13 protein-coding genes are annotated in these 19,726 nt (G+C 64.8%); 10 read left to right on the forward strand and 3 right to left on the reverse strand.

Annotated features, from left to right (window positions below):
• Positions 1–52 precede the first annotated feature (52 nt).
• The 10 genes from FJ417_RS25640 (at position 53) to FJ417_RS25685 (ending at position 14,060) form a co-directional block, all read left to right on the forward strand.
• A complete protein-coding gene (locus tag FJ417_RS25640; protein ID WP_140785350.1) occupies positions 53–949 on the forward strand; it encodes a glutamine amidotransferase family protein in 897 nt (298 codons plus the stop codon).
• 4 nt (positions 950–953) lie between these two features.
• Positions 954–1,685, forward strand: a complete 732-nt coding sequence (locus FJ417_RS25645) for a GXGXG domain-containing protein (protein WP_140785351.1) — start codon at positions 954–956, stop codon at positions 1,683–1,685.
• A 6-nt stretch (positions 1,686–1,691) separates the two neighbouring features.
• Positions 1,692–3,020, forward strand: a complete 1,329-nt coding sequence (locus FJ417_RS25650; protein WP_140785352.1) for an FMN-binding glutamate synthase family protein — start codon at positions 1,692–1,694, stop codon at positions 3,018–3,020.
• Positions 3,021–3,057: 37 nt separating this feature from the next.
• Positions 3,058–4,365, forward strand: coding sequence for a type III glutamate--ammonia ligase (gene glnT / locus FJ417_RS25655; protein WP_140785353.1), 1,308 nt, complete (start codon positions 3,058–3,060; stop codon positions 4,363–4,365).
• Positions 4,366–4,400: 35 nt separating this feature from the next.
• Complete coding sequence (locus FJ417_RS25660) at positions 4,401–5,654, forward strand: sarcosine oxidase subunit beta family protein (RefSeq protein WP_140785354.1); 1,254 nt, start codon at positions 4,401–4,403, stop codon at positions 5,652–5,654.
• 73 nt (positions 5,655–5,727) lie between these two features.
• A complete protein-coding gene (locus FJ417_RS25665; protein WP_140705099.1) occupies positions 5,728–6,003 on the forward strand; it encodes a sarcosine oxidase subunit delta in 276 nt (91 codons plus the stop codon).
• The gene (locus tag FJ417_RS25670) at positions 6,003–8,984 is read left to right on the forward strand and encodes a sarcosine oxidase subunit alpha (RefSeq protein WP_140785355.1); all 2,982 of its coding nucleotides are present in this window, start codon (positions 6,003–6,005) and stop codon (positions 8,982–8,984) included. Before FJ417_RS25665 ends, FJ417_RS25670 begins: the two co-directional genes overlap by 1 nt.
• Positions 8,977–9,603, forward strand: a complete 627-nt coding sequence (locus FJ417_RS25675) for a sarcosine oxidase subunit gamma family protein (protein ID WP_140785356.1) — start codon at positions 8,977–8,979, stop codon at positions 9,601–9,603. The genes FJ417_RS25670 and FJ417_RS25675 overlap by 8 nt, the downstream gene beginning before the upstream one ends.
• 111 nt (positions 9,604–9,714) lie before the next feature.
• Entirely contained in the window at positions 9,715–12,084 is a 2,370-nt protein-coding gene (locus FJ417_RS25680) for an aminomethyltransferase family protein (RefSeq protein ID WP_140785357.1), read from the forward strand.
• Between the two features lie 266 nt (positions 12,085–12,350).
• Complete coding sequence (locus tag FJ417_RS25685) at positions 12,351–14,060, forward strand: APC family permease (RefSeq protein ID WP_140785358.1); 1,710 nt, start codon at positions 12,351–12,353, stop codon at positions 14,058–14,060.
• A 163-nt stretch (positions 14,061–14,223) separates the two neighbouring features.
• Here the strand turns inward: FJ417_RS25685 and FJ417_RS25690 are convergent, their stop codons facing one another.
• The 3 genes from FJ417_RS25690 to FJ417_RS25700 all read right to left on the reverse strand — a co-directional run bounded on the left by FJ417_RS25690 (position 14,224) and on the right by FJ417_RS25700 (position 19,507).
• Positions 14,224–17,376 carry an efflux RND transporter permease subunit gene (locus FJ417_RS25690; protein WP_140705091.1) on the reverse strand — a complete coding sequence of 1,051 codons (3,153 nt, stop codon included), beginning with the start codon at positions 17,374–17,376 and terminating at the stop codon, positions 14,224–14,226.
• A 311-nt stretch (positions 17,377–17,687) separates the two neighbouring features.
• On the reverse strand, positions 17,688–18,821 hold the full coding sequence (locus tag FJ417_RS25695) for an efflux RND transporter periplasmic adaptor subunit (protein WP_181167009.1): 1,134 nt from the start codon (positions 18,819–18,821) through the stop codon (positions 17,688–17,690).
• An 80-nt stretch (positions 18,822–18,901) separates the two neighbouring features.
• Positions 18,902–19,507 carry a TetR family transcriptional regulator gene (locus FJ417_RS25700; RefSeq protein ID WP_140645136.1) on the reverse strand — a complete coding sequence of 202 codons (606 nt, stop codon included), beginning with the start codon at positions 19,505–19,507 and terminating at the stop codon, positions 18,902–18,904.
• Between the last annotated feature and the right edge of the window lie 219 nt (positions 19,508–19,726).

Raw genomic sequence — 19,726 nt, forward strand, 5'->3', positions numbered from 1 at the left:
GGCCAACTCATTGGGTACATCATCTGAGAGCCAAAAAACGCCGGAGGCTGGCATGTGCGGAATCGTCGGACTTTTCTTGAAGGACAAGGCGCTGGAGCCGAAGCTCGGCGCGATGCTGTCGGAGATGCTGGTGTCGCTCAGCGACCGCGGCCCGGACAGTGCCGGCATCGCTATCTATGGCGCCCCTTCCAAGAATGAAGCCAAGATCACCATCCAGTCGGCCAAGCCGGAGCGCGATTTCCGCGGCCTCGATGTCGAGCTCGCCAAGGCGATCGGCGCTCCCGTCAGCCTTGCCACGAAATCCACCCACGCCGTCATCCGTACCGCGCCTGACAAGGTCGACGTCGCGCGCGAGGCGCTGCAGACGCTGCGGCCCGACATCCGCATCATGGGCGCCGGCGAAGCAGTCGAGATTTACAAGGAAGTCGGCCTGCCGGAAGCCGTCGTCGATCGCTTCGACGTGCGCTCCATGACCGGCACCCACGGCATCGGCCACACCCGCATGGCGACGGAATCGGCGGTGACGACGATGGGCGCGCATCCGTTCTCGACCGGCGCCGACCAGTGCCTGGTGCACAATGGCTCGCTGTCCAACCACAACAATGTGCGCCGCGAACTCATCCGCGACGGCATGACCTTCGAGACCGAGAACGACACCGAAGTGGCGGCCGCCTATCTCTCCAACCGGATGGCGCATGGCAAGAATCTCGGCGAGGCACTGGAAGGCACGCTCTCCGACCTTGACGGCTTCTTCACCTTCGTCGTCGGCACCAAGAACGGCTTCGGCGTGGTGCGCGATCCGATCGCCTGCAAGCCCGCCGTCATGGCCGAGACCGACCAGTATGTCGCCTTCGGCTCCGAATATCGCGCGCTGACCAAGCTGCCCGGCATCGACAATGCGCGGGTCTGGGAGCCCGAGCCCGCAACCGTTTATTTCTGGGAGCACTGAGCCGATGCCGGCAACCATAATGTCGAAAGCCGAGCGGGATCAGAGCCATGCGAGGGTCTTCGACCTCTCGCAACAGTCGCTGCGCGAACTGAACCAGGCGCTGCACAAGCTCACGCCCGGCTCGAACGAGACCGCCTGGGAAGTGCTCAACCCGAAAGGCAGCCACTCTGTGGCGGTCGGTGTCGACCAGCCGGTCAGCATCGATGTGCGCGGCAGCGTCGGCTATTACTGCGCCGGCATGAATGACGGCGCCGCGATCACCGTGCACGGCTCTGCCGGTCCCGGCGTCGGCGAGAACATGATGTCGGGCTCGATCGTCATCAAGGGCGACGCCAGCCAGTATGCCGGCGCCACCGGCCGCGGCGGTCTTCTCGTCATCGAGGGCAACGCCTCGTCGCGCTGCGGCATCTCGATGAAAGGCATCGACATCGTCGTGCACGGCAATATCGGCCACATGTCGGCCTTCATGGCGCAGTCCGGCAATCTCGTGGTGCTGGGCGACGCCGGCGACGCGCTGGGCGATTCCATCTACGAGGCGCGGCTCTTCGTGCGCGGCAAGGTGGAAAGCCTCGGCGCCGACTGCATCGCCAAGGAGATGCGGCCCGAGCATATCGAATTGCTGCAGGACCTGCTCGACAAGGCCGGCGTCACCGGCGTCAAGGCGTCGGAGTTCAAGCGCTACGGCTCGGCCCGCAAACTCTACAATTTCAATATCGACAACGCCGACGCGTATTGAGGCAAGATGACCTACCGCAACCCGCCGACGACGCCGCGCAAATCCGCGACCTTCGACGACTACACGCTTTCCGAAATCCGCCGCGCGGCAGCAACCGGCATTTATGACATTCGCGGCGCCGGCGCCAAGCGCAAGCTGCCGCATTTCGACGACCTCTTGTTCCTCGGCGCGTCGATCTCGCGCTATCCGCTCGAAGGCTATCGCGAGCGCTGCGACACCTCGGTGGTGCTCGGCTCGCGCCATGCCAGGAAGCCGATCGAGTTGAAGATCCCGATCACCATCGCCGGCATGAGTTTCGGATCGCTCTCCGGCCCGGCCAAGGAGGCGCTCGGACGCGGCGCGACTCTCTCCGGTACCTCGACCACGACCGGCGACGGCGGCATGACCGAGGAGGAACGCGGGCATTCGAAGCAACTGGTCTATCAGTATCTGCCGTCTCGCTACGGCATGAACCCGCGCGACCTGCGCCGCGCCGACGCCATCGAAGTGGTCGTCGGCCAGGGCGCGAAGCCGGGCGGCGGCGGCATGCTGCTCGGACAGAAGATCTCCGATCGCGTCGCCGAGATGCGCACCCTGCCCAAGGGCATCGACCAGCGCTCGGCCTCGCGCCATCCCGACTGGACCGGGCCGGACGATCTCGAAATCAAGATCCTCGAGCTGCGCGAGATCACCGACTGGGAAAAGCCGATCTACGTCAAGGTCGGCGGCGCCCGCCCCTACTATGACACCGCGCTCGCGGTGAAGGCCGGCGCCGATGTCGTGGTGGTCGACGGCATGCAGGGCGGCACGGCTGCCACCCAGGAAGTGTTCATCGAGAATGTCGGCCAGCCGACGCTTGCCTGCATCAGGCCGGCGGTGCAGGCGCTGCAAGACCTCGGCATGCACCGCAAGGTGCAACTGATCGTCTCGGGCGGCATCCGCAACGGCGCCGACGTCGCCAAGGCGCTGGCGCTCGGCGTCGACGCTGTGTCGATCGGAACGGCGGCGCTGGTCGCGCTCGGCGACAATGATCCCCGCTGGGAGGCGGATTACAGTGCGCTCGGCACCACGGCCGGCGCCTATGACGACTGGCACGAGGGTCGCGATCCGGCCGGCATCACCACGCAGGATCCCGAGCTGATGAAGCGGGTCGACCCGATCGCGGCCGGACGGCGGCTGGCGAACTACCTCAAGGTGATGACGCTCGAAGCGCAGACGATTGCCCGCGCCTGCGGCAAGAACAGTCTGCACAATCTCGAGCCAGAGGATCTCGTCGCGCTCTCGATCGAAGCCGCCGCCATGGCCGGCGTGCCTTTAGCCGGTACCAACTGGATACCGGGGAAGAACGGCTTCTAGGACAAACTTCCAAGACACATAAGCGAGGAACTACATAATGGGGAACGATCTCGCCGCATTCGCCAAGGAGAACGGCGTCAAATATTTCATGATCTCCTACACCGACCTGTTCAGCGGGCAGCGTGCCAAGCTGGTGCCGGCGCAGGCGATCGCCGACATGCAGAAGGACGGTGCAGGATTTGCCGGCTTCGCCACATGGCTCGACCTGACGCCAGCGCATCCGGACATGCTGGCGGTGCCGGATCCGGCTTCGGTCATCCAACTACCGTGGAAGAAGGACGTCGCCTGGGTAGCCGCCAACTGCATCATGGACGACAAAGAGGTGAACCAGGCGCCGCGCAACACGCTGAAGCGGCTGATCGACGAAGCCGCCCGCGACGGCATGCATGTCAAGACCGGCGTCGAGGCCGAGTTCTTCCTGATCTCGCCCGACGGCAAGGCGATCTCCGACGAATACGATACAGCCTCGAAACCCTGCTACGACCAGCAGGCGGTGATGCGGCGCTACGACGTCATCGCCGAGATCTGCGACCATATGCTGGCGCTGGGCTGGGGCCCGTACCAGAACGACCATGAGGACGCCAACGGCCAGTTCGAGATGAACTGGACGTTCGATCACGCGCTGGCGACCGCCGACAAGCACTCCTTCTTCAAGTTCATGGTCAAGTCGATCGCCGAAAAGCACGGCTTGCGCGCGACGTTCATGCCCAAGCCCTTCCAGGGCCTGACCGGCAATGGCTGCCATGCGCACATCTCGGTGTGGGACGAGACCGGCAAGACCAATGTCTTTGCCGACAATTCGGAAGAGCTCGGCCTGTCCGCCAAGGGCAGGAACTTCCTCGGCGGCATCATGAAGCACGCTTCGGCGCTTGCCGCGATCACCAACCCGACAGTGAATTCCTACAAGCGCATCAACGCGCCGCGCACCATTTCGGGCGCGACCTGGGCGCCGAACACGGTGACCTGGACCGGCAACAACCGCACGCACATGGTGCGCGTGCCCGGGCCTGGCCGTTTCGAATTGCGCCTGCCGGACGGCGCCGCCAATCCGTATTTGCTGCAGGCCGTCATCATCGCTGCCGGCCTCGACGGCATCCGCTCGAAGGCCGACCCCGGCAAGCGCTACGACATCGACATGTATCAGCTCGGCCATACCGTTACGGACGCGCCGAGACTGCCACTCAACCTGCTCGATGCGCTGCGCGAATTCGACAAGGACAAATCGCTCAAGGCGGCGCTGGGTGAGGAATTTTCGTCGGCATATCTAAAGCTGAAGCAGCAGGAATGGAATTCCTATGCTTCGCACTTCACGCAGTGGGAACGCGATCACACGCTGGATATCTGATATCTCGGCGGTGCGAGCGACCTCGGAATGAACTGATGAAATATTCGATCTTCTCGCTCGCCCGCGCCGCTCTCTCCGGCCACAAGAATTGGAAGCCGACCTGGCGCGACGCAGCGCCCAAGGATCGCTATGACGTGGTGATCATTGGCGGCGGCGGCCATGGCCTCGCCACCGCCTGGTTCCTCGCCAGCGAGTTCGGCATCCGCAATGTCGCGGTGCTGGAAAAAGGGTGGATCGGCTCCGGCAATGCCGGCCGCAACACCACCATCATCCGCTCCAATTACGGCCTGCCCGGCAACACCGGCTTCTACGAATTGTCGATGAAGCTGTGGGAGCGGATGGAGCAGGACCTCAACTACAACGCGATGGTCAGCCAGCGCGGCGTGCTCAACCTCTATCACTCCGACGCGCAGCGCGACGCTTTCGCCCGACGCGGCAACACCATGCGCATCAACGGCATCGATGCGGAGCTGCTCGACCAGGCGGCGCTCAGGAAAATGCTGCCGTTCCTGAATTTCGACAATGCGCGTTTCCCCGTGCAAGGCGGGCTGCTGCAGCGGCGCGGCGGCACGGCGCGGCATGACGCCGTGGTGTGGGGCTACGCGCATGCGGCGAGCGAACTCGGCGTCGACATCATCCAGAATTGCGAGGTTACCGGCTTCACGCGCGACGCCAATGGCAAGGTGACCGGCGTCGAGACCTCACGCGGCAAGATCGGCGCCGGCAAGGTCGGCATGGCGGTGGCGGGTTCTTCCTCGCGCGTCGCGGCCATGGCTGGCCTGCGTCTGCCGATCGAAAGCCATGTGTTGCAGGCCTTCGTCTCCGAAGCGATCAAGCCGCTCATCCCCGGCGTCATGACCTTCGGCGCCGGACACTTCTATGTCAGCCAGTCGGACAAGGGCGGGCTGGTCTTCGGCGGCGACATCGACGGCTACAATTCCTATGCCCAGCGCGGCAATCTGCCGGTCATGGAAGATGTCTGCGAAGGCGGCATGGCGCTGATCCCGATGATCGGCCGCGTGCGGCTTCTGCGCCAGTGGGGCGGCATCATGGACATGTCGATGGACGGCACGCCGATCATCGACAAGAGCCCGGTGGACGGCCTCTACATCAATGCAGGCTGGTGCTATGGCGGCTTCAAGGCGACGCCCGGCTCGGGCTTGGTCTTCGCCCACCTCATCGCCCGCGATCAATCGCACAAGGAAGCCGCGCTTTTCCGCCTCGACCGCTTCCAGCGCGGCGCCATGATCGACGAGAAGGGCCAGGGCGCCCAACCGAACCTGCATTAGAGATAGAGCACGATGTTATCCAAAAACCGCTCCACACTTTTTGGCATCATGCTCTGAGGACAGCCGGAAACCGATGCGCATTACCTGTCCCTTCTGCGGCGAACGCGAACTCGGCGAGTTCACCTATCTCGGCGACGCCAAGCCGCAACGTCCCGCGGCCGATGCCGGCGAGGACGCCGTCTACGATTATGTCTACCTGCGCGACAACATCGCCGGCGTGATGAGCGAGCACTGGTACCATGGCGGCGGCTGCCGGGCCTGGCTGAAGGTCACCCGCAACACGCTGACGCATGAGATTTCGGCCGTCGAGCCGGCGGCGGGCGCCGGTGCCTCCAAGGTTGGTGCGTGATGCGCGGCAATCAGGCAAACCGGCTGAACAATGGCGGTCTCATTGACCGCTCGGCCCCGCTCAATTTCCGCTTCGACGGCAAGACGTTCTCGGGCTTCAAGGGTGACACGCTGGCGTCCGCGCTGGTCGCCAACGGCGTCAAGCTCGTCGGCCGCTCGTTCAAGTATCACCGCCCGCGCGGCATCCTGACTGCTGGGTCGGAAGAGCCGAACGCGCTGGTCGAATTGCGCAGCGGCGCGAGGCGCGAGGCTAACACAAAGGCGACGACGGCCGAACTCTATGAGGGCCTCGAGGCAGCCAGCCAGAACCGCTGGCCGTCGCTCAATTTCGACGTGATGTCGGTCAACCAGCTGTTCGCGCCGATCTTCGTCGCCGGCTTCTACTACAAGACCTTCATGTGGCCGGCGAAGTTCTGGGAGGCGATCTACGAGCCTGCGATCCGGCGCGCCGCCGGTCTCGGCCGCGCAGCGCAGGTTTCCGACCCCGACCACTATGACAAGGCCTGGGCGCATTGCGACGTGGTGATCGCCGGTTCCGGCCCGGCGGGCCTGGCGGCAGCGCTTGCCGCCGCGCGCTGCGGCGCGCGCGTCATCCTGTGCGAGGAGGATTTCGTCCTCGGCGGCCGCCTGCTCGCCGATGGCGGCACGATCGACGGATTGCCGGCCGCCGAATGGGTCGCGCGCGCGGTCACCGAACTGGCGGCGATGCCGGATGTGCGCGTCATGACGCGCACGACTTTGTTCGGCGTCTATGACGGCGGCACCTATGGCGCGATCGAGCGCGTCAATGACCATCTGCCGGTGCCGCCGGAACATCAGGTGCGCCAGCGGCTGTGGCGCATCGTGGCCAAGCGCTGCGTGGTCGCGGCCGGATCGATCGAACGTCCAATCGTCTTTGCCGGCAACGACACGCCCGGCGTGATGATGGCGTCGGCCATGCGCAGCTACATCAACCGCTACGCCGCCACGCCGTCCAGGCGGATCGCGCTGTTCACCAACAACGAGGATGGCTGGCGCACGGCCGAAACGGCGATCGCCGCCGGACTGCAGGTGGCGGCGGTGATCGATGCGCGGCCGGACGTTTCGCCGGCGCATCGCTCGCTGGCCAGCAAGGGCGGCTTCCCGGTGCTGCACGGCGCCGTCAGCGGCGTCGATGGCGGCAAGGGCGGCGTGCGCAAGATTTCCGTCTCGCTGACCGGCGGCGCGCGCGCCGAGGTCGAGGCCGACGGGCTCGCCGTGTCCGGCGGCTGGAATCCGGCGGTCGGGCTCACCTCCTATCATCGCGGCCGGCCGAAATGGCGCGACGACATAGCCGCCTTCGTGCCGGACGGCGCGCCGCCCGGCATGGTCGCAGCGGGCGCGGCCAACGGCGCTTTCGGACTTGGCGCCTGCCTGCGCGAAGGGTTTGAAGCCGGCGCTGCCGCGGCACGCGATGCCGGACGCAGCGGCAATATCGGATCGATGCCGGTCGCCGACGACGAAGCCTTTTCGATCACCCCGCTCTGGCATGTCGCCGGCAAGGGCAAGGCCTTCGTCGACCAGCAGCACGACGTTACCGCTTCCGATGTCGAGCTGGCGCAGCGCGAGGGTTTTCAATCGGTCGAGCACCTGAAGCGCTACACGACGCTCGGCATGGCGACCGACCAGGGCAAGACCTCGAATGTCGCCGGCCTCGCCATCATGGCCGCCGTCACCGGCAAGTCGATCCCGGAGACGGGCACGACGATCTACCGGCCGCCTTACGTGCCGGTCGCCATCGGCGCCTTTGCCGGCCACCACCGCGACGAGAATTTCCATGCGACCCGGCTGACGCCCTCGCATCACTGGGCGGCCGAACAGGGCGCAGTGTTTGTCGACACCGGCCTTTGGAAGCGCGCGCAGTGGTACCCCCGCGCGGGCGAGAAGGACTGGCTGGAATCGGTCACCCGCGAGGTGAAGGCCGTGCGCAACGGCGTCGGCTTCTGCGATGTCTCGACGCTCGGCAAGATCGACGTGCATGGGCCGGACGCAGGCACCTTCCTCGACCGCGTCTACATCAACGCCTTCTCCAGCCTCGCCGTCGGCAAGGCGCGTTACGGGCTGATGCTGCGCGAAGACGGTATCGTCTATGACGACGGCACGACCTCGCGTCTGGCCGAGGACCATTATTTCCTCACCACCACCACGGCGAAGGCCGGGCTGGTGATGCAGCACCTCGAATTCTGCCGCCAGGTGCTGTTCCCTGAGCTCGACGTGCAGCTGACCTCGGTCTCCGACCAGTGGGCGCAGTTCTCGATCGCCGGGCCGAAGACGCGTGACCTGCTCAAGGAGATCGTCGATCCGGCCGAGGACCTGTCGAACGAAGGCTTCCCGTTCATGGGCGCGCGTGAGGTCAAGCTGCGCGGCGGCCAGAAGGCAAGGCTGTTCCGCATCTCCTTCTCCGGCGAGATGGCGTTCGAGATTTCGGTGCCGGCGCGCTACGGCGAGGCGATGGCGCGCAACCTGATGATTGCCGGCAAGCCATTCGGTGTGACGCCCTACGGCACCGAGGCGCTCGGCGTGATGCGCATCGAAAAGGGCCACGTCGCCGGGCCGGAGCTCAACGGCACCACCACGGCGGGCGATCTCGGCCTCGGCAAGATGATGTCGACCAAGAAGGATTTCATCGGCCGCGTCATGGCCGGCCGCGAGGCGCTGGTCGCGCCGAACCGGCAGGTGGTCGTCGGCATCAAGCCGACCGACAAGGCACGCCGCCTGCGCTCCGGCGCGCATATCATCCCGAAGGGCGAAACCCCCGGCCCCGACAACGACCAGGGCTATGTCACCTCGGTCTGCTTCTCGCCGGTGCTCGACCAGTGGATCGGGCTCGGCCTTGTCGAGCGCGGCCGCGAGCGCATCGGCGAGATCGTGCGGGCGCATGATCCGCTGCGCGGCGAGGACTATGATGTCGAGCTCTGCAATTCCGTCTTCTACGATCCGGATGGAGGGCGCCAGCGTGGCTGATTTTTCCTGGGATGTCCGCAGCCCGCTCGACCGCGCGCTGGTTGCCGGCGCTTACGGCGCGCAAGGCGAAGCCGGCGTTTCGCTGACCGAGATCCGGAACTTCCACCTCGTGCAGGTGATGGCGCGGCGCGGCAGGGCCGCCGAGATGGCGAAGGCCGCGAAGACGCGCTTCGGCGTTGCCGCGCCGGAAACGCCCAGGGCGGTCGACGCGGCCGACGCGGCGCTGATCTGGTCGGGACCCGGCCAGTTCCTCGTGCTGTCCAAAGGCGGCAAGTACACGATGGATGGGCTTGCGCCTGTCTTTGCCGGCTCGGCCTCGCTGTCCGACCAGTCGCATGCGCGGGCGCTGATCAGCGTCTCTGGCGAGAAGGCGCGTGCGATGCTCGCCAAGCTGTCGTCGATCGATCTGCATCCGGATGTGTTCGGCGTCGGCGCGGCGGCGGCCACATCGATGGATCATACCAGCGTCACGCTGTGGCGCGGTGATGACCAGGCGGACGGACACGCCGTGTTCAATCTCCTGGTGTTCGCGACCTTCGCGGAGAGCCTGTGGCACACGATGCTGGACTCGGCTGCCGAGTATGGCGTCACGATCAGCCATTCCGAAGAGTTGGCATAGCGACGCGCCTTTCCCTTCTCGCCTTGCCAAATCCATCCCCGCTGCTATTCTCTCTGCGAAAATAATTTTACACACAGGCAAACTTGTTTCTCGCTCGGAGGAGGGTTTGAGATGAGCCAGTCGCCCTACCCTGCCGTCCCGTCCGGGCCGCCGCGTCCGAGCCTGATCCTGAGGCCCGGCCAGATCGCGCTGCCGCCGGGGATGGAACGCTATACCGTGCAGGGCAACGGCGCGGTGCTGATCGACGTCGAGGCCGGCGACAGCGTCAGCGTGACCAATGTCGAGGGTGGGCAGCCCTGCGAGCTTCTGGCCTGGGATACATCCGGCACGACCGATCCGGGCATTTTCGGAGAACGGTCGAACAGCAATGCAGCCGGCATCAAGGCGCTGCTCGCCGAGGGCGACGACAGCCTTTCGGCGCTGCGCCTCAGCCTCGAGCGTCGCAAGGTAGAGCTCGACCAGCCAAAGGCCGTGCGCGTGTTCGGCGGCGCCACGCCAGCCGGCACCGAGCAGAGCTTTTCCGTCCAGCGCGACGGCGCGCTGCTGATCGCGGCGCCTGGCGGGCCGATGCTGGTCGACGGCCACAACACGGCGACGCCGCTCACCGTCCTAGTGCGCCGCGCCACCGTCCGGCTGAAGACAAGGTCGCAGCTTCCCGATCCGCTCGCCGATCCGGTGCTCGATCTCAGAGTGCATTCGGCGACCGCCGAATCCTATTTCGTCAAGGCCGGCGACTATCTGCAGATCATCGATGTCGATGGCCGGCAATGCACCGACTTCCAGTGTTTTTCGGCGCGCAAGCTGGACAAGGGCCGCGACCTGCCGCTCGACGTGACGACGACCCGCACGCTGATGGGCTCGGCCTATCCGATGCCCGGCCTGCATTCGAAATATTACGACCAGGACATGGAGCCGCTGGTCGAGGTGGTGCAGGACACATGCGGGCGGCACGACGCTTTCGCGCTCGCCTGCGCCGCCAAATATTACGACGATATCGGCTATCCCGGCCACACCAACTGCTCTGAGAATTTCAACAAGGCGCTGTCAGACAAAGGCGTGAATGCCCGCGCGGGCTGGATGGCGATCAACTTCTTCTTCAACACGGCGATCGACGCGCATGGCGTGATGGTGTCGGACGAGCCGTGGTCGCGGCCGGGCGACTACGTGCTGCTCAGGGCGCTCACCGACATCGTCTGCGTGTCCTCGGCCTGCCCGGACGACACCACGCCCGCCAATGGCTGGGACCTGACCGACATCCATGTGCGCAGCTATTCCGGCCAGCATAAATTCTCGCGAGCGATCGCCAGACGCATGAAGCCCGACTCGGAACCGAAAATGACCCGCGAGACAGCCTTTCATTCGAGCTTTGCCAAACACACGCGCGACTTCGTCGAATACCGGGGCTATTGGCTCGCCAATTCCTTCGCCAAGGAAGGTCCGATCGCCGAATACTGGGCCTGCCGGCAGGCGGCCGTGATCATGGACCTGTCGCCGCTGCGCAAGTTCGAGGTCACCGGGCCGGATGCCGAAGCGCTGCTGCAATACACGCTGACGCGCGACGTCAAGAAGCTCGGCGTCGGCCAGGTCGTCTATACGGCGATGTGCTACGAGCATGGCGGCATGATCGACGACGGCACGCTGCTTCGCCTCGGCAAGGACAATTTCCGCTGGGTCGGCGGCGACGATCTTTCCGGCGAATGGCTGCGCGAGACGGCGAAAAAACTCGGCCTCAACGTGCTGGTCCGCTCCTCCACCGACCAGATGCACAACATCGCCGTGCAGGGGCCGAAGAGCCGCGACATATTGAAGGAAGTCGTCTGGACCTCGCCGGTGCAGCCCTCGATCGGCGAGCTCGAATGGTTCCGCTTCGCGGTCGCGCGCATCGGCGGCGGCAACGGCATTCCGGTCGTGGTCTCGCGCACCGGCTATACGGGCGAGCTCGGCTACGAGATCTGGTGCCATCCGCGCGACGCCGAAAAGGTGTTCGACGCCGTCTGGGAAGCCGGGCAGCCGCACGGGCTGAAGCCGATGGGCCTGCAGGCGCTCGACATGGTGCGCATCGAGGCGGGACTGATCTTCGCCGGTTACGAGTTCTCCGACCAGACCGATCCGTTCGAGGCCGGCATCGGCTTCACCGTGCCGCTCAAGACCAAAGCCGACGACTTCATCGGCCGCGACGCGCTGATCCGGCGCAAGGAGCACCCGCAGCACAAGCTCGTCGGGCTCGACGTCGACGCCAACGTCGCGGTCGGCCATGGCGACTGCGTCCATGTCGGCCGCGCCCAGATCGGCGTCGTCACCTCCGGCATGCGTTCGCCGGTTCTCGGCAAGACCATCGCGCTGGCGCGGCTCGACGTCACCCACGCGGAGATCGGCACAGAGGTCGAGATCGGCAAGCTCGACGGCCATGCCAAGCGGCTGCCGGCGCGTGTCGTGGCGTTCGCCCACTACGATCCGCAGAAGACCAAACCGCGTTCCTAAAAGCTGGGTTTCTGAAAGCCTCCCGAGGCGGATCCGACCCTCGCCGGCCGCCACCGGCTGCGGTCGGGTCAATGTTTCGCAAGCGTGATGTGCATGACATTCACAAAACGCTTGACGCGAAAGCGCGCCGGATCAATCTTCACTCTTAAGAAAAAAATACGACTGAGTGGAAACACGACGGGTCGACGCTGATTTGCCGGGGAGCAAGCTTCGCGAGAGCCGAAGCGTCGCTGGCGGGGAACAACAAAAAGGGGAAGACACAAGATATGAGCACGATAAGCACGGCCCTCGAGCAGCCTGCCGAAAGCAAGCTGCTCAGGCATATCGACTGGCGTGGCGCCTTCTGGGTGGCAAGCGGCGTTCCAGCGCTGGTCCTGTTCTCGATCGGCGGCATTGCCGGGACGACCGGAAAGCTCGCCTTCCTGATCTGGACAGTGTCCATGATCATGGGTTTCCTGCAATCCTTCACCTATGCCGAGATCGCCGGCCTGTTTCCGAACAAGTCGGGCGGAGCCTCGATCTACGGCGCTACCGCCTGGTTGCGCTACTCGAAATTCATCGCGCCACTGTCGGTGTGGTGCAACTGGTTCGCCTGGACGCCGGTGCTGTCGCTCGGCTGCTCCATCGCGGCCGCCTATATCCTCAACGCGCTAGCGCCGGTGCCGATCTTCACCGACACCTCGCCGGAAGTGATCGCCTATATCGCCGCGCATGCCGGAACGGCGCCCGCCGACGCGATCGCCGCGGTCACGGCCGCCGCGACGCCGGCGATCCGCACATGGTCGCTGTGGGGCCACACGCTTGGCCCGGTGTCGTTCACCTTCAACGCCACCTTCTTCATCGGCGCGGTGCTGATGCTGATCATCTTCTCGATCCAGCATCGCGGCATTCTCGGCACGGCCAGTGTGCAGAAATATATCGGCCTGCTCGTCATCATCCCGATGCTGATCGTCGGCGTCGTGCCAATCTTCACCGGCCAGATCGACTGGGCGAATTTCTCGCCGCTGGTGCCGCTGGCCGCCGCTTATGCGCCCGATCCCGGCTCGTGGAACATTGCCGGCTGGACGCTGGCGCTCGGCGGAATGTTCATCGCCGCATGGTCGACCTACGGCTTCGAGACCGCGGTCTGCTACACGTCGGAATTCAAGAACCCCGGCACCGATACCTTCAAGGCGATCTTCTACTCCGGCCTGCTCTGCATGCTCTTGTTCATCCTGGTACCCTTTACCTTCCAGGGCGTGCTGGGCTTGAACGGCATGCTGGCGACGCCGATCGTCGACGGCTCGGGCGTCGCCGACGCGCTGGCCGGCATGGTCGGCGGCGGCAGGCTGATTCACAGCCTGCTGGTGATGCTGATGATCCTGGCGCTGGTGCTGTGCATCATGACGGCGATGGCCGGCTCTTCGCGCACGCTCTACCAGGGCTCGGTCGACGGCTGGCTGCCGCGCTATCTCAGCCATGTCAACGAGCATGGCGCGCCAACGCGGGCGATGTGGACCGACCTCTGCTTCAACCTGATCGTGCTGGCCATCGCCTCGGCCGACGCGACTAGCTTCTTCTTCATTCTTGCCGTGTCGAATTGCGGCTACATCATCTTCAACTTCCTCAACCTCAATGCCGGCTGGATCCACCGCATCGACAACGGCCATATCAATCGGCCGTGGAAGGCGCCGACCTGGCTGCTCGGCATCGGCGCGATCTTCGCCTATGTCAACGCGATCTTCATGGGCGCCGGCGCCAAGGTGTGGAACCCGATGGCGCTGTGGGCCGGCCTGATCACCGCGGCGCTGATCATCCCGGTGTTCTGCTTCCGTCACTACATCCAGGACAAGGGCAAGTTCCCCGATCACATGCTGGCCGACCTCGGCATGGCGGGCGCCGACCTCTCGGTCAAGAAAGCGGGTATGCTGCCTTACCTGACGCTCGCCGCCGGCGTGGCGGTGATGCTGATCGCCAACTGGGTGTTCGTCATCTGACGTGGCAACCTGAAAGAAACGGGCGCGCTTCGGCGCGCCCGTTTCTTTGGCGCCAGTAAGCGAAGACTGACCGGCGCACGGCGTCGTCAAGACGTGGTTGCCCGTACATGCAGATCATCCGCCACCATCCGATGACGATGGCGGATGATTCCAGGTTGCCACCTTATTCCGCGGCCAGGGCCAGTTGCGGCCGTTCGATGCCTTCGATCTTCTCCGGCTCGGGCGCCTGCTCGTCGGTCTTGGCCTTTTTCGGCGCGCGGCCGAAGAACAGGGCGTAGCCGGCAGGCAGCACCAGGATGGTGAGCACGGTGGCGACCAGGATGCCGCCCATCATGGCGTAGGCCAGCGGCCCCCAGAAGACGGCGCGCGAGATCGGGATCAGCGCCAGCACGGCGGTCAGCGCCGTCAGCATGATCGGCCGGAAGCGGCGCACGGCAGCACCTACGATCGCTTCCGATCGCTCCATGCCGGCCGCGATATCCTGGTCGATCTGGTCGACCAGGATGATCGAGTTGCGCATGATGATGCCGAGCAGCGCGATGACGCCGAGGATGGCGACGAAGCCGAACGGCGCGCCGCTGATCAGCAGCGCCGCGGCGGCGCCGATGATGCCAAGCGGGCCAGTGGCCAGCACCAGCATCGACTTGCCGAAATGCTGCAGCTGGACCATCAGGAGCACGACGATGATGGCGAGCATGATCGGCGCCTTGGCGGCGATCGAGGCCTGGCTCTCGGCCGAATCCTCGGCGCCGCCCTGGATTTCGACCTTGTAGCCGGGCGCCAGGCCGGCGCGCAGGTCCTTCATGTCGTTGTACATCTTGGTGACGACGTCGTTCGACTGCACGCCGTCCGGCAGCGTGGCGCGCACGCTGATCGTCGGCAGGCGGTCGCGCCGCCATTCGATGCCCTGCTCCATGACGGGCACGACCTTGGCCACCTGCGACAATGGCACCGAGCCGCCGAAGTCGGTCGGGATATAGACGGAGTCGACCGAGGACAACAGCTTGCGGGTCGCGTCCGGCTCGCGGGCGACGATCGAGACCGTCTCCTCGCCGTCGCGGAAGTCGTCGAGCGGCGCGCCGGACATGGTGGCCTGCAGCATCTGGCGGATGCGTTGCGAGGTGACGCCAAGGGCGCGAGCGCGATCCTGGTCGATCACCAGCTTCATCGCCGGCACCGGTTCCAGCCAGTCGTCATGGATGGCGCCGAGCAGCGGATTGGCCTGGAACTTCGCCTTCACCTCGTCGGCGATGCGGCGCACTTCCTTGCGGTCCGGGCCCATGACGCGCATCTGCACCGGCCAGCCCGTCGGCGGACCGAGGAAGAGACGGTCGACCTTGCCGCGGATCGAGGGGAAATCCTGCGCCAGGATCTTGCGCATCTTGACGATCAGCCGCTCGCGCGCCGGCTCGTCCTTGGCCATCACCAGGAGCTGGGCGAAGTTCGGATTGCGAAGCTGCTGGTCGAGCGGCAGGAAGAAGCGGGGCGCCCCTTCGCCGATATAGGTGGCGATGAAGCGCTTGTCCGGATCGTCCGCCATTTTGCCTTCAAACGACTTGGCCTGGTTTTCGACTTCCTTGATCGAGGTGCCTTCCGGCAGCCACAGGTCGACCAGGATTTCCGGGCGCGAGGATTGCGGGAAGAAGTTCTGCGGGATGAATTGGAAGGCCCAGAGGCTGGTGGCGAAGGTGACCAGCGTCATCACCAGAACGATGATGCGGTGGCGCACGGCCCAGGCGACGGTCGCGCGCAGGCGGCGGTAGAAGCCGGTATCGAAGACATCATGATGGGTGCCGGCATGCTTGCGCTGCTTGAGGATCATGTAGCCCAGCCACGGCGTGAAATAGACCGCGACGAACCACGACACGACGAGCGCGATGCCGACGACATAGAACAGCGTGCGCACATATTCGCCGGCGGTCGAGGCGGCGAAGCCGACCGGGATGAAGCCGGCCGTGGTGATCAGCGTGCCGGTCAGCATCGGGAAAGCGGTCGAGGTGTAGGCGAAGCTTGCCGCCTCGACCTTTACCAGCCCTTCCTCGAGCTTTCGCTCCATCATCTCGACGACGATCATGGCGTCGTCGACCAAAAGACCGAGCGCAATGATGAGCGCGCCGAGCGAGATGCGCTGCAGGTCGATGCCGATCTCGTACATGATGGCGAAGGTGGCGGCCAAGACGAGCGGGATGGCGATGGCTATCACCAGGCCCGAGCGCCAACCGATCGACAGCAGCGAGACTGCAAGGACGATGAGCAGCGCCTCGCCGAGCGCCTCCATGAACTCGCTCACCGCGTCCTTGACGACCTGGGGCTGGTCGGAGATCTGGTCGACCGACACGCCGTAGGGCAGCCCTGCCTCGAAGCGCTGATAGGTCGCCTCGACATCCTTGCCGACGTCCCTGACGTTAAAACCCTTGGCCATGACGACGCCGAGCTGGACGCTCTCATGGCCGTTGAAGAGGTATTTGTTGTCGTAAGGATCCTGAAGGCCGGAAGAGACCGTGGCGATGTCGCCGAGGCGCGTCACCTGGCTGCCGGAGCGTAGCCTCAGCTCTCGGATATCGGCAGCCTTGGTGACGTCGCCCTCGACCGAGATGCGCACCGAGCGCAGGCCGGTGTCGACGGAGCCCGCCGGATCGACGGCGTTCTGCCCTTTTACGGCGTTCTGCAGGTCGACAATGGTCAGGCCGCGCTCGGCCAGCGCCTTGGACGAGACGTCGATATAGATCTTCTCCGGCTGGTCGCCGATGATGACGGCCTTTTCGACGCCAGGCGTCGTCAACAGCATGTCGCGCGCCTGGATGGCGAATTTCTTCAGCTCCGGATAGGTGAAGCCGTCGCCGCTGATCGAATGCAGCGTGATGAAAGTGTCGCCGAACTCGTCGTTGAAATAGGGGCCGAGCAGGCCCTGCGGCAATTCATTGGCGATGTCGCCGACCTTCTTGCGCACCTGGTAGAACGCATCTTTCACGTCCTCGGCATTGGTGTCGCCCTTGACCTGCAAGGTGATGATGGCGCTGCCGGCGCGGGTGTAGGAGCGGACGAAATCGAGATGCGGCGTTTCCTGCAGCTTGCGCTCGATCTTGTTGACGACCTGGTCCTCCATGTCCTGGATCGAGGCTCCGGGCCACACCGCCTGCACCACCATGACGCGGAAGGTGAAATCCGGGTCTTCCTTCTGGCCCATGCGCATCAGGCCGAGCGCGCCGGCCAGGATGATCAGCCCGAACAGGAAGCGGGCGATGCTCGGATGTCCGATCGCCCAGCGCGAAAGGTTGAAGGGCCGCTTTTCAGTGCTGCTGTCGGTGGTGGTCATGGCACACGTCCAGTCCAATTGATCGGCAAGGCACGCTCGCTTGGCATGCCGCTTCTAAGTTCGGTGGCTTCCGGGCGGCGGGACCCCCCAAGCGGAGAGACTCGCAAATCGCGCTGGACGCGGCACTGCTGCGGGGGAGCCAACATGCCGGCATCTCACGATCGGGCGTTCGCCGCCCGGAACCCATGCCCTCCCCGGCTCGCGGCTTGACGCAGCGAGAGCGGGAAAGGCGTCTGTTGCGCCTGACTTCAGGTCTTAGTTCGATGCATGTCGTTGTCCCAAAACCGCTTCGCACTTTTGGGCGACAAGCATCAGTGCAGGCTACTGGTGGTCGCGACGTCATCCGCCGAGGCGGATTGCTGGGCGTCGCCGGAAAGCTTGACCTTCAGGTTTTCGGTCATGAACTGCGTGCCGGCCGCGACCACCACGTCGCCCTGTTTCAGGCCGTCGGCCACGGCGACGCCGTCGGCGGTGAAGTTGGCGACCTTGATCGGACGGGGATGCACCGTGTCGGAGGCGCGATCGACCGTCCAGACGATCTGCTTGCCGTCCTTCTCGGTCATCGCGGTCAGCGGGATCGATACCAGTTGCGCCTTGCTGCCGACGGTCGCCTGGACATTGGCGGTCATGCCGAGCAGCACGCGCGGATCGTTGGGAAGCGAAACCCGGACGGCGAAGGTGCGCGACTGCGGATCGGCGCTGCCGGCGACCTCGCGGACCTTGCCGTCAAGGGTGAGCCCTTCGTCCGACCAGAAGTTCGCCTTGACCTCCTTGCCGGGCTTGAAGCCTGCGATATCCATCTCCGGCACCGCGATCGACACTTCCTTCTCGCCGTCGACCGCGACGGTCATCACCGGCGTGCCGGCGGCGACCACCTGGCCGACATCGGCGGAGATGGCGGTGACGATGCCGTTCTTGCTGGCCTTGAGATCGGCATACTGAACCTGGTTCTGCGCCTGGGCCAGCGTCGAGCGCGCGGCATCGCGCGTCGCCACCGCCTGGTCATAGGTCAGCCGCGCCTGATCAAGCTGCGATTTCGGCGCGAAGTTCTTGGCATAGAGCTGTTCGGCGCGCTTCCTGGCGAGGTCGACGGTCTCGACCTGGCGCTCGGCGGCGTCGAGGCTGGCAGCAGCGCTCTTCACCGACAATTCGTAATCGGCTGGATCGACGCGAGCGAGCACGTCGCCCTCATTCACGTGCTGGCCGATATCGACCAGACGCTCGGTGACCTTGCCGGCGATGCGGAAGCCGAGATTCATCTCGGTGCGGGCGCGCACCGAACCGGAATAATCAAGCTGACGGGTGGTCTGCGCCTCGCCGATCTCGACCACCTTCACCGGCCGGACGACTTCCTGGACGACCTCGGCCTTCTCCTGGCTGCAGCCGGCGAGGCTGAGCACTGCTGCGACGATGGCGGCGGTTGGGAGGCCGGCGGACGGCAGCATTCGGAGGATAGAACTGGACAATGACACCTTAGCACTCCCGAACTGGAGATGATCGTCTGCCGGCACCCGGCGGACAGTTTCTATTTCAAGGCCCTGATGGCGTAGTCGATAAGTTCGTCGGGCATCGCCCGATTGGTCTTGGCAAGGCACTGCGCCACCATCTGCGGATGGCACAGAATGACTGTGGCGGCGCCGAAACAGCGGGAAGCCGTCTCGGGATCCTGCTCCCTGAACTCGCCGGCCTCGATGCCCTCGCGGATCACCTCGGCGTAGAGGTCGTGGATGCTGTTGACATGCTTGTCGATGACGCCCCAATCGCGCTCCAGCGCGACGATCACCATCTCATGCACCTTCTCCTGGTCGAGCATGACCTCCAGCGTCATCTTGTACTGGGCATGGATGTAGCGGCGCAGGCGCTCCTCGGCGCTGATCGGCAGGTGCATGATCTCGTAGGCCATCTTGTAGCTGGCGCCGAGCATGCGGCCGCAGACGGCCTGGTGGATTTCGACCTTGGAGGCAAAGAAGCGGTAGATGTTAGCCGGCGACATGCCGAGTTCGCGGGCGATGTCGGCGACGTTGGTCTTGCCGTAGCCGTAGTGGCGGAACAGGCGCTCGGCGCAGTCGAGAATGCGCGTCACGTTCTCCTGTCTGGCGGGGTCTGCCACGATGTTGGCGGCTTCTGACATGGCGCTTTCGTTTTACGAGTGACGAATTTCAATTTTCGTCACTCGTAAAACGAAAGCGACGGGGAGTCAACGCGAAATCGACGTACGCGTATAAAATGGTGACAGATGGTGACAGTTGCGAGGGTCTGCGGTGTGATGAGAAAGAGATTATTCTTAAGCGTAGCGATCCTTCGCACCCCCCTCTGTCCTGCCGGACATCTCCCCCGCAAGGAGGGAGAT

Origin of the sequence: Mesorhizobium sp. B3-1-7 (assembly GCF_006439385.1) — a bacterium.
GTDB lineage: Bacteria > Pseudomonadota > Alphaproteobacteria > Rhizobiales > Rhizobiaceae > Mesorhizobium.

Bases quoted from the DNA above. Each gene is read 5' to 3' on its own strand.
- FJ417_RS25640 (WP_140785350.1), top strand. From the start codon at position 53: ATGTGCGGAATCGTCGGACTTTTCTTGAAGGACAAGGCGCTGGAGCCG.
- FJ417_RS25645 (WP_140785351.1), top strand. From the start codon at position 954: ATGCCGGCAACCATAATGTCGAAAGCCGAGCGGGATCAGAGCCATGCG.
- FJ417_RS25650 (WP_140785352.1), top strand. From the start codon at position 1,692: ATGACCTACCGCAACCCGCCGACGACGCCGCGCAAATCCGCGACCTTC.
- glnT (WP_140785353.1), top strand. From the start codon at position 3,058: ATGGGGAACGATCTCGCCGCATTCGCCAAGGAGAACGGCGTCAAATAT.
- FJ417_RS25660 (WP_140785354.1), top strand. From the start codon at position 4,401: ATGAAATATTCGATCTTCTCGCTCGCCCGCGCCGCTCTCTCCGGCCAC.
- FJ417_RS25665 (WP_140705099.1), top strand. From the start codon at position 5,728: ATGCGCATTACCTGTCCCTTCTGCGGCGAACGCGAACTCGGCGAGTTC.
- FJ417_RS25670 (WP_140785355.1), top strand. From the start codon at position 6,003: ATGCGCGGCAATCAGGCAAACCGGCTGAACAATGGCGGTCTCATTGAC.
- FJ417_RS25680 (WP_140785357.1), top strand. From the start codon at position 9,715: ATGAGCCAGTCGCCCTACCCTGCCGTCCCGTCCGGGCCGCCGCGTCCG.
- FJ417_RS25685 (WP_140785358.1), top strand. From the start codon at position 12,351: ATGAGCACGATAAGCACGGCCCTCGAGCAGCCTGCCGAAAGCAAGCTG.
- FJ417_RS25690 (WP_140705091.1), bottom strand. From the start codon at position 17,376: ATGACCACCACCGACAGCAGCACTGAAAAGCGGCCCTTCAACCTTTCG.
- FJ417_RS25695 (WP_181167009.1), bottom strand. From the start codon at position 18,821: ATGCTGCCGTCCGCCGGCCTCCCAACCGCCGCCATCGTCGCAGCAGTG.
- FJ417_RS25700 (WP_140645136.1), bottom strand. From the start codon at position 19,507: ATGTCAGAAGCCGCCAACATCGTGGCAGACCCCGCCAGACAGGAGAAC.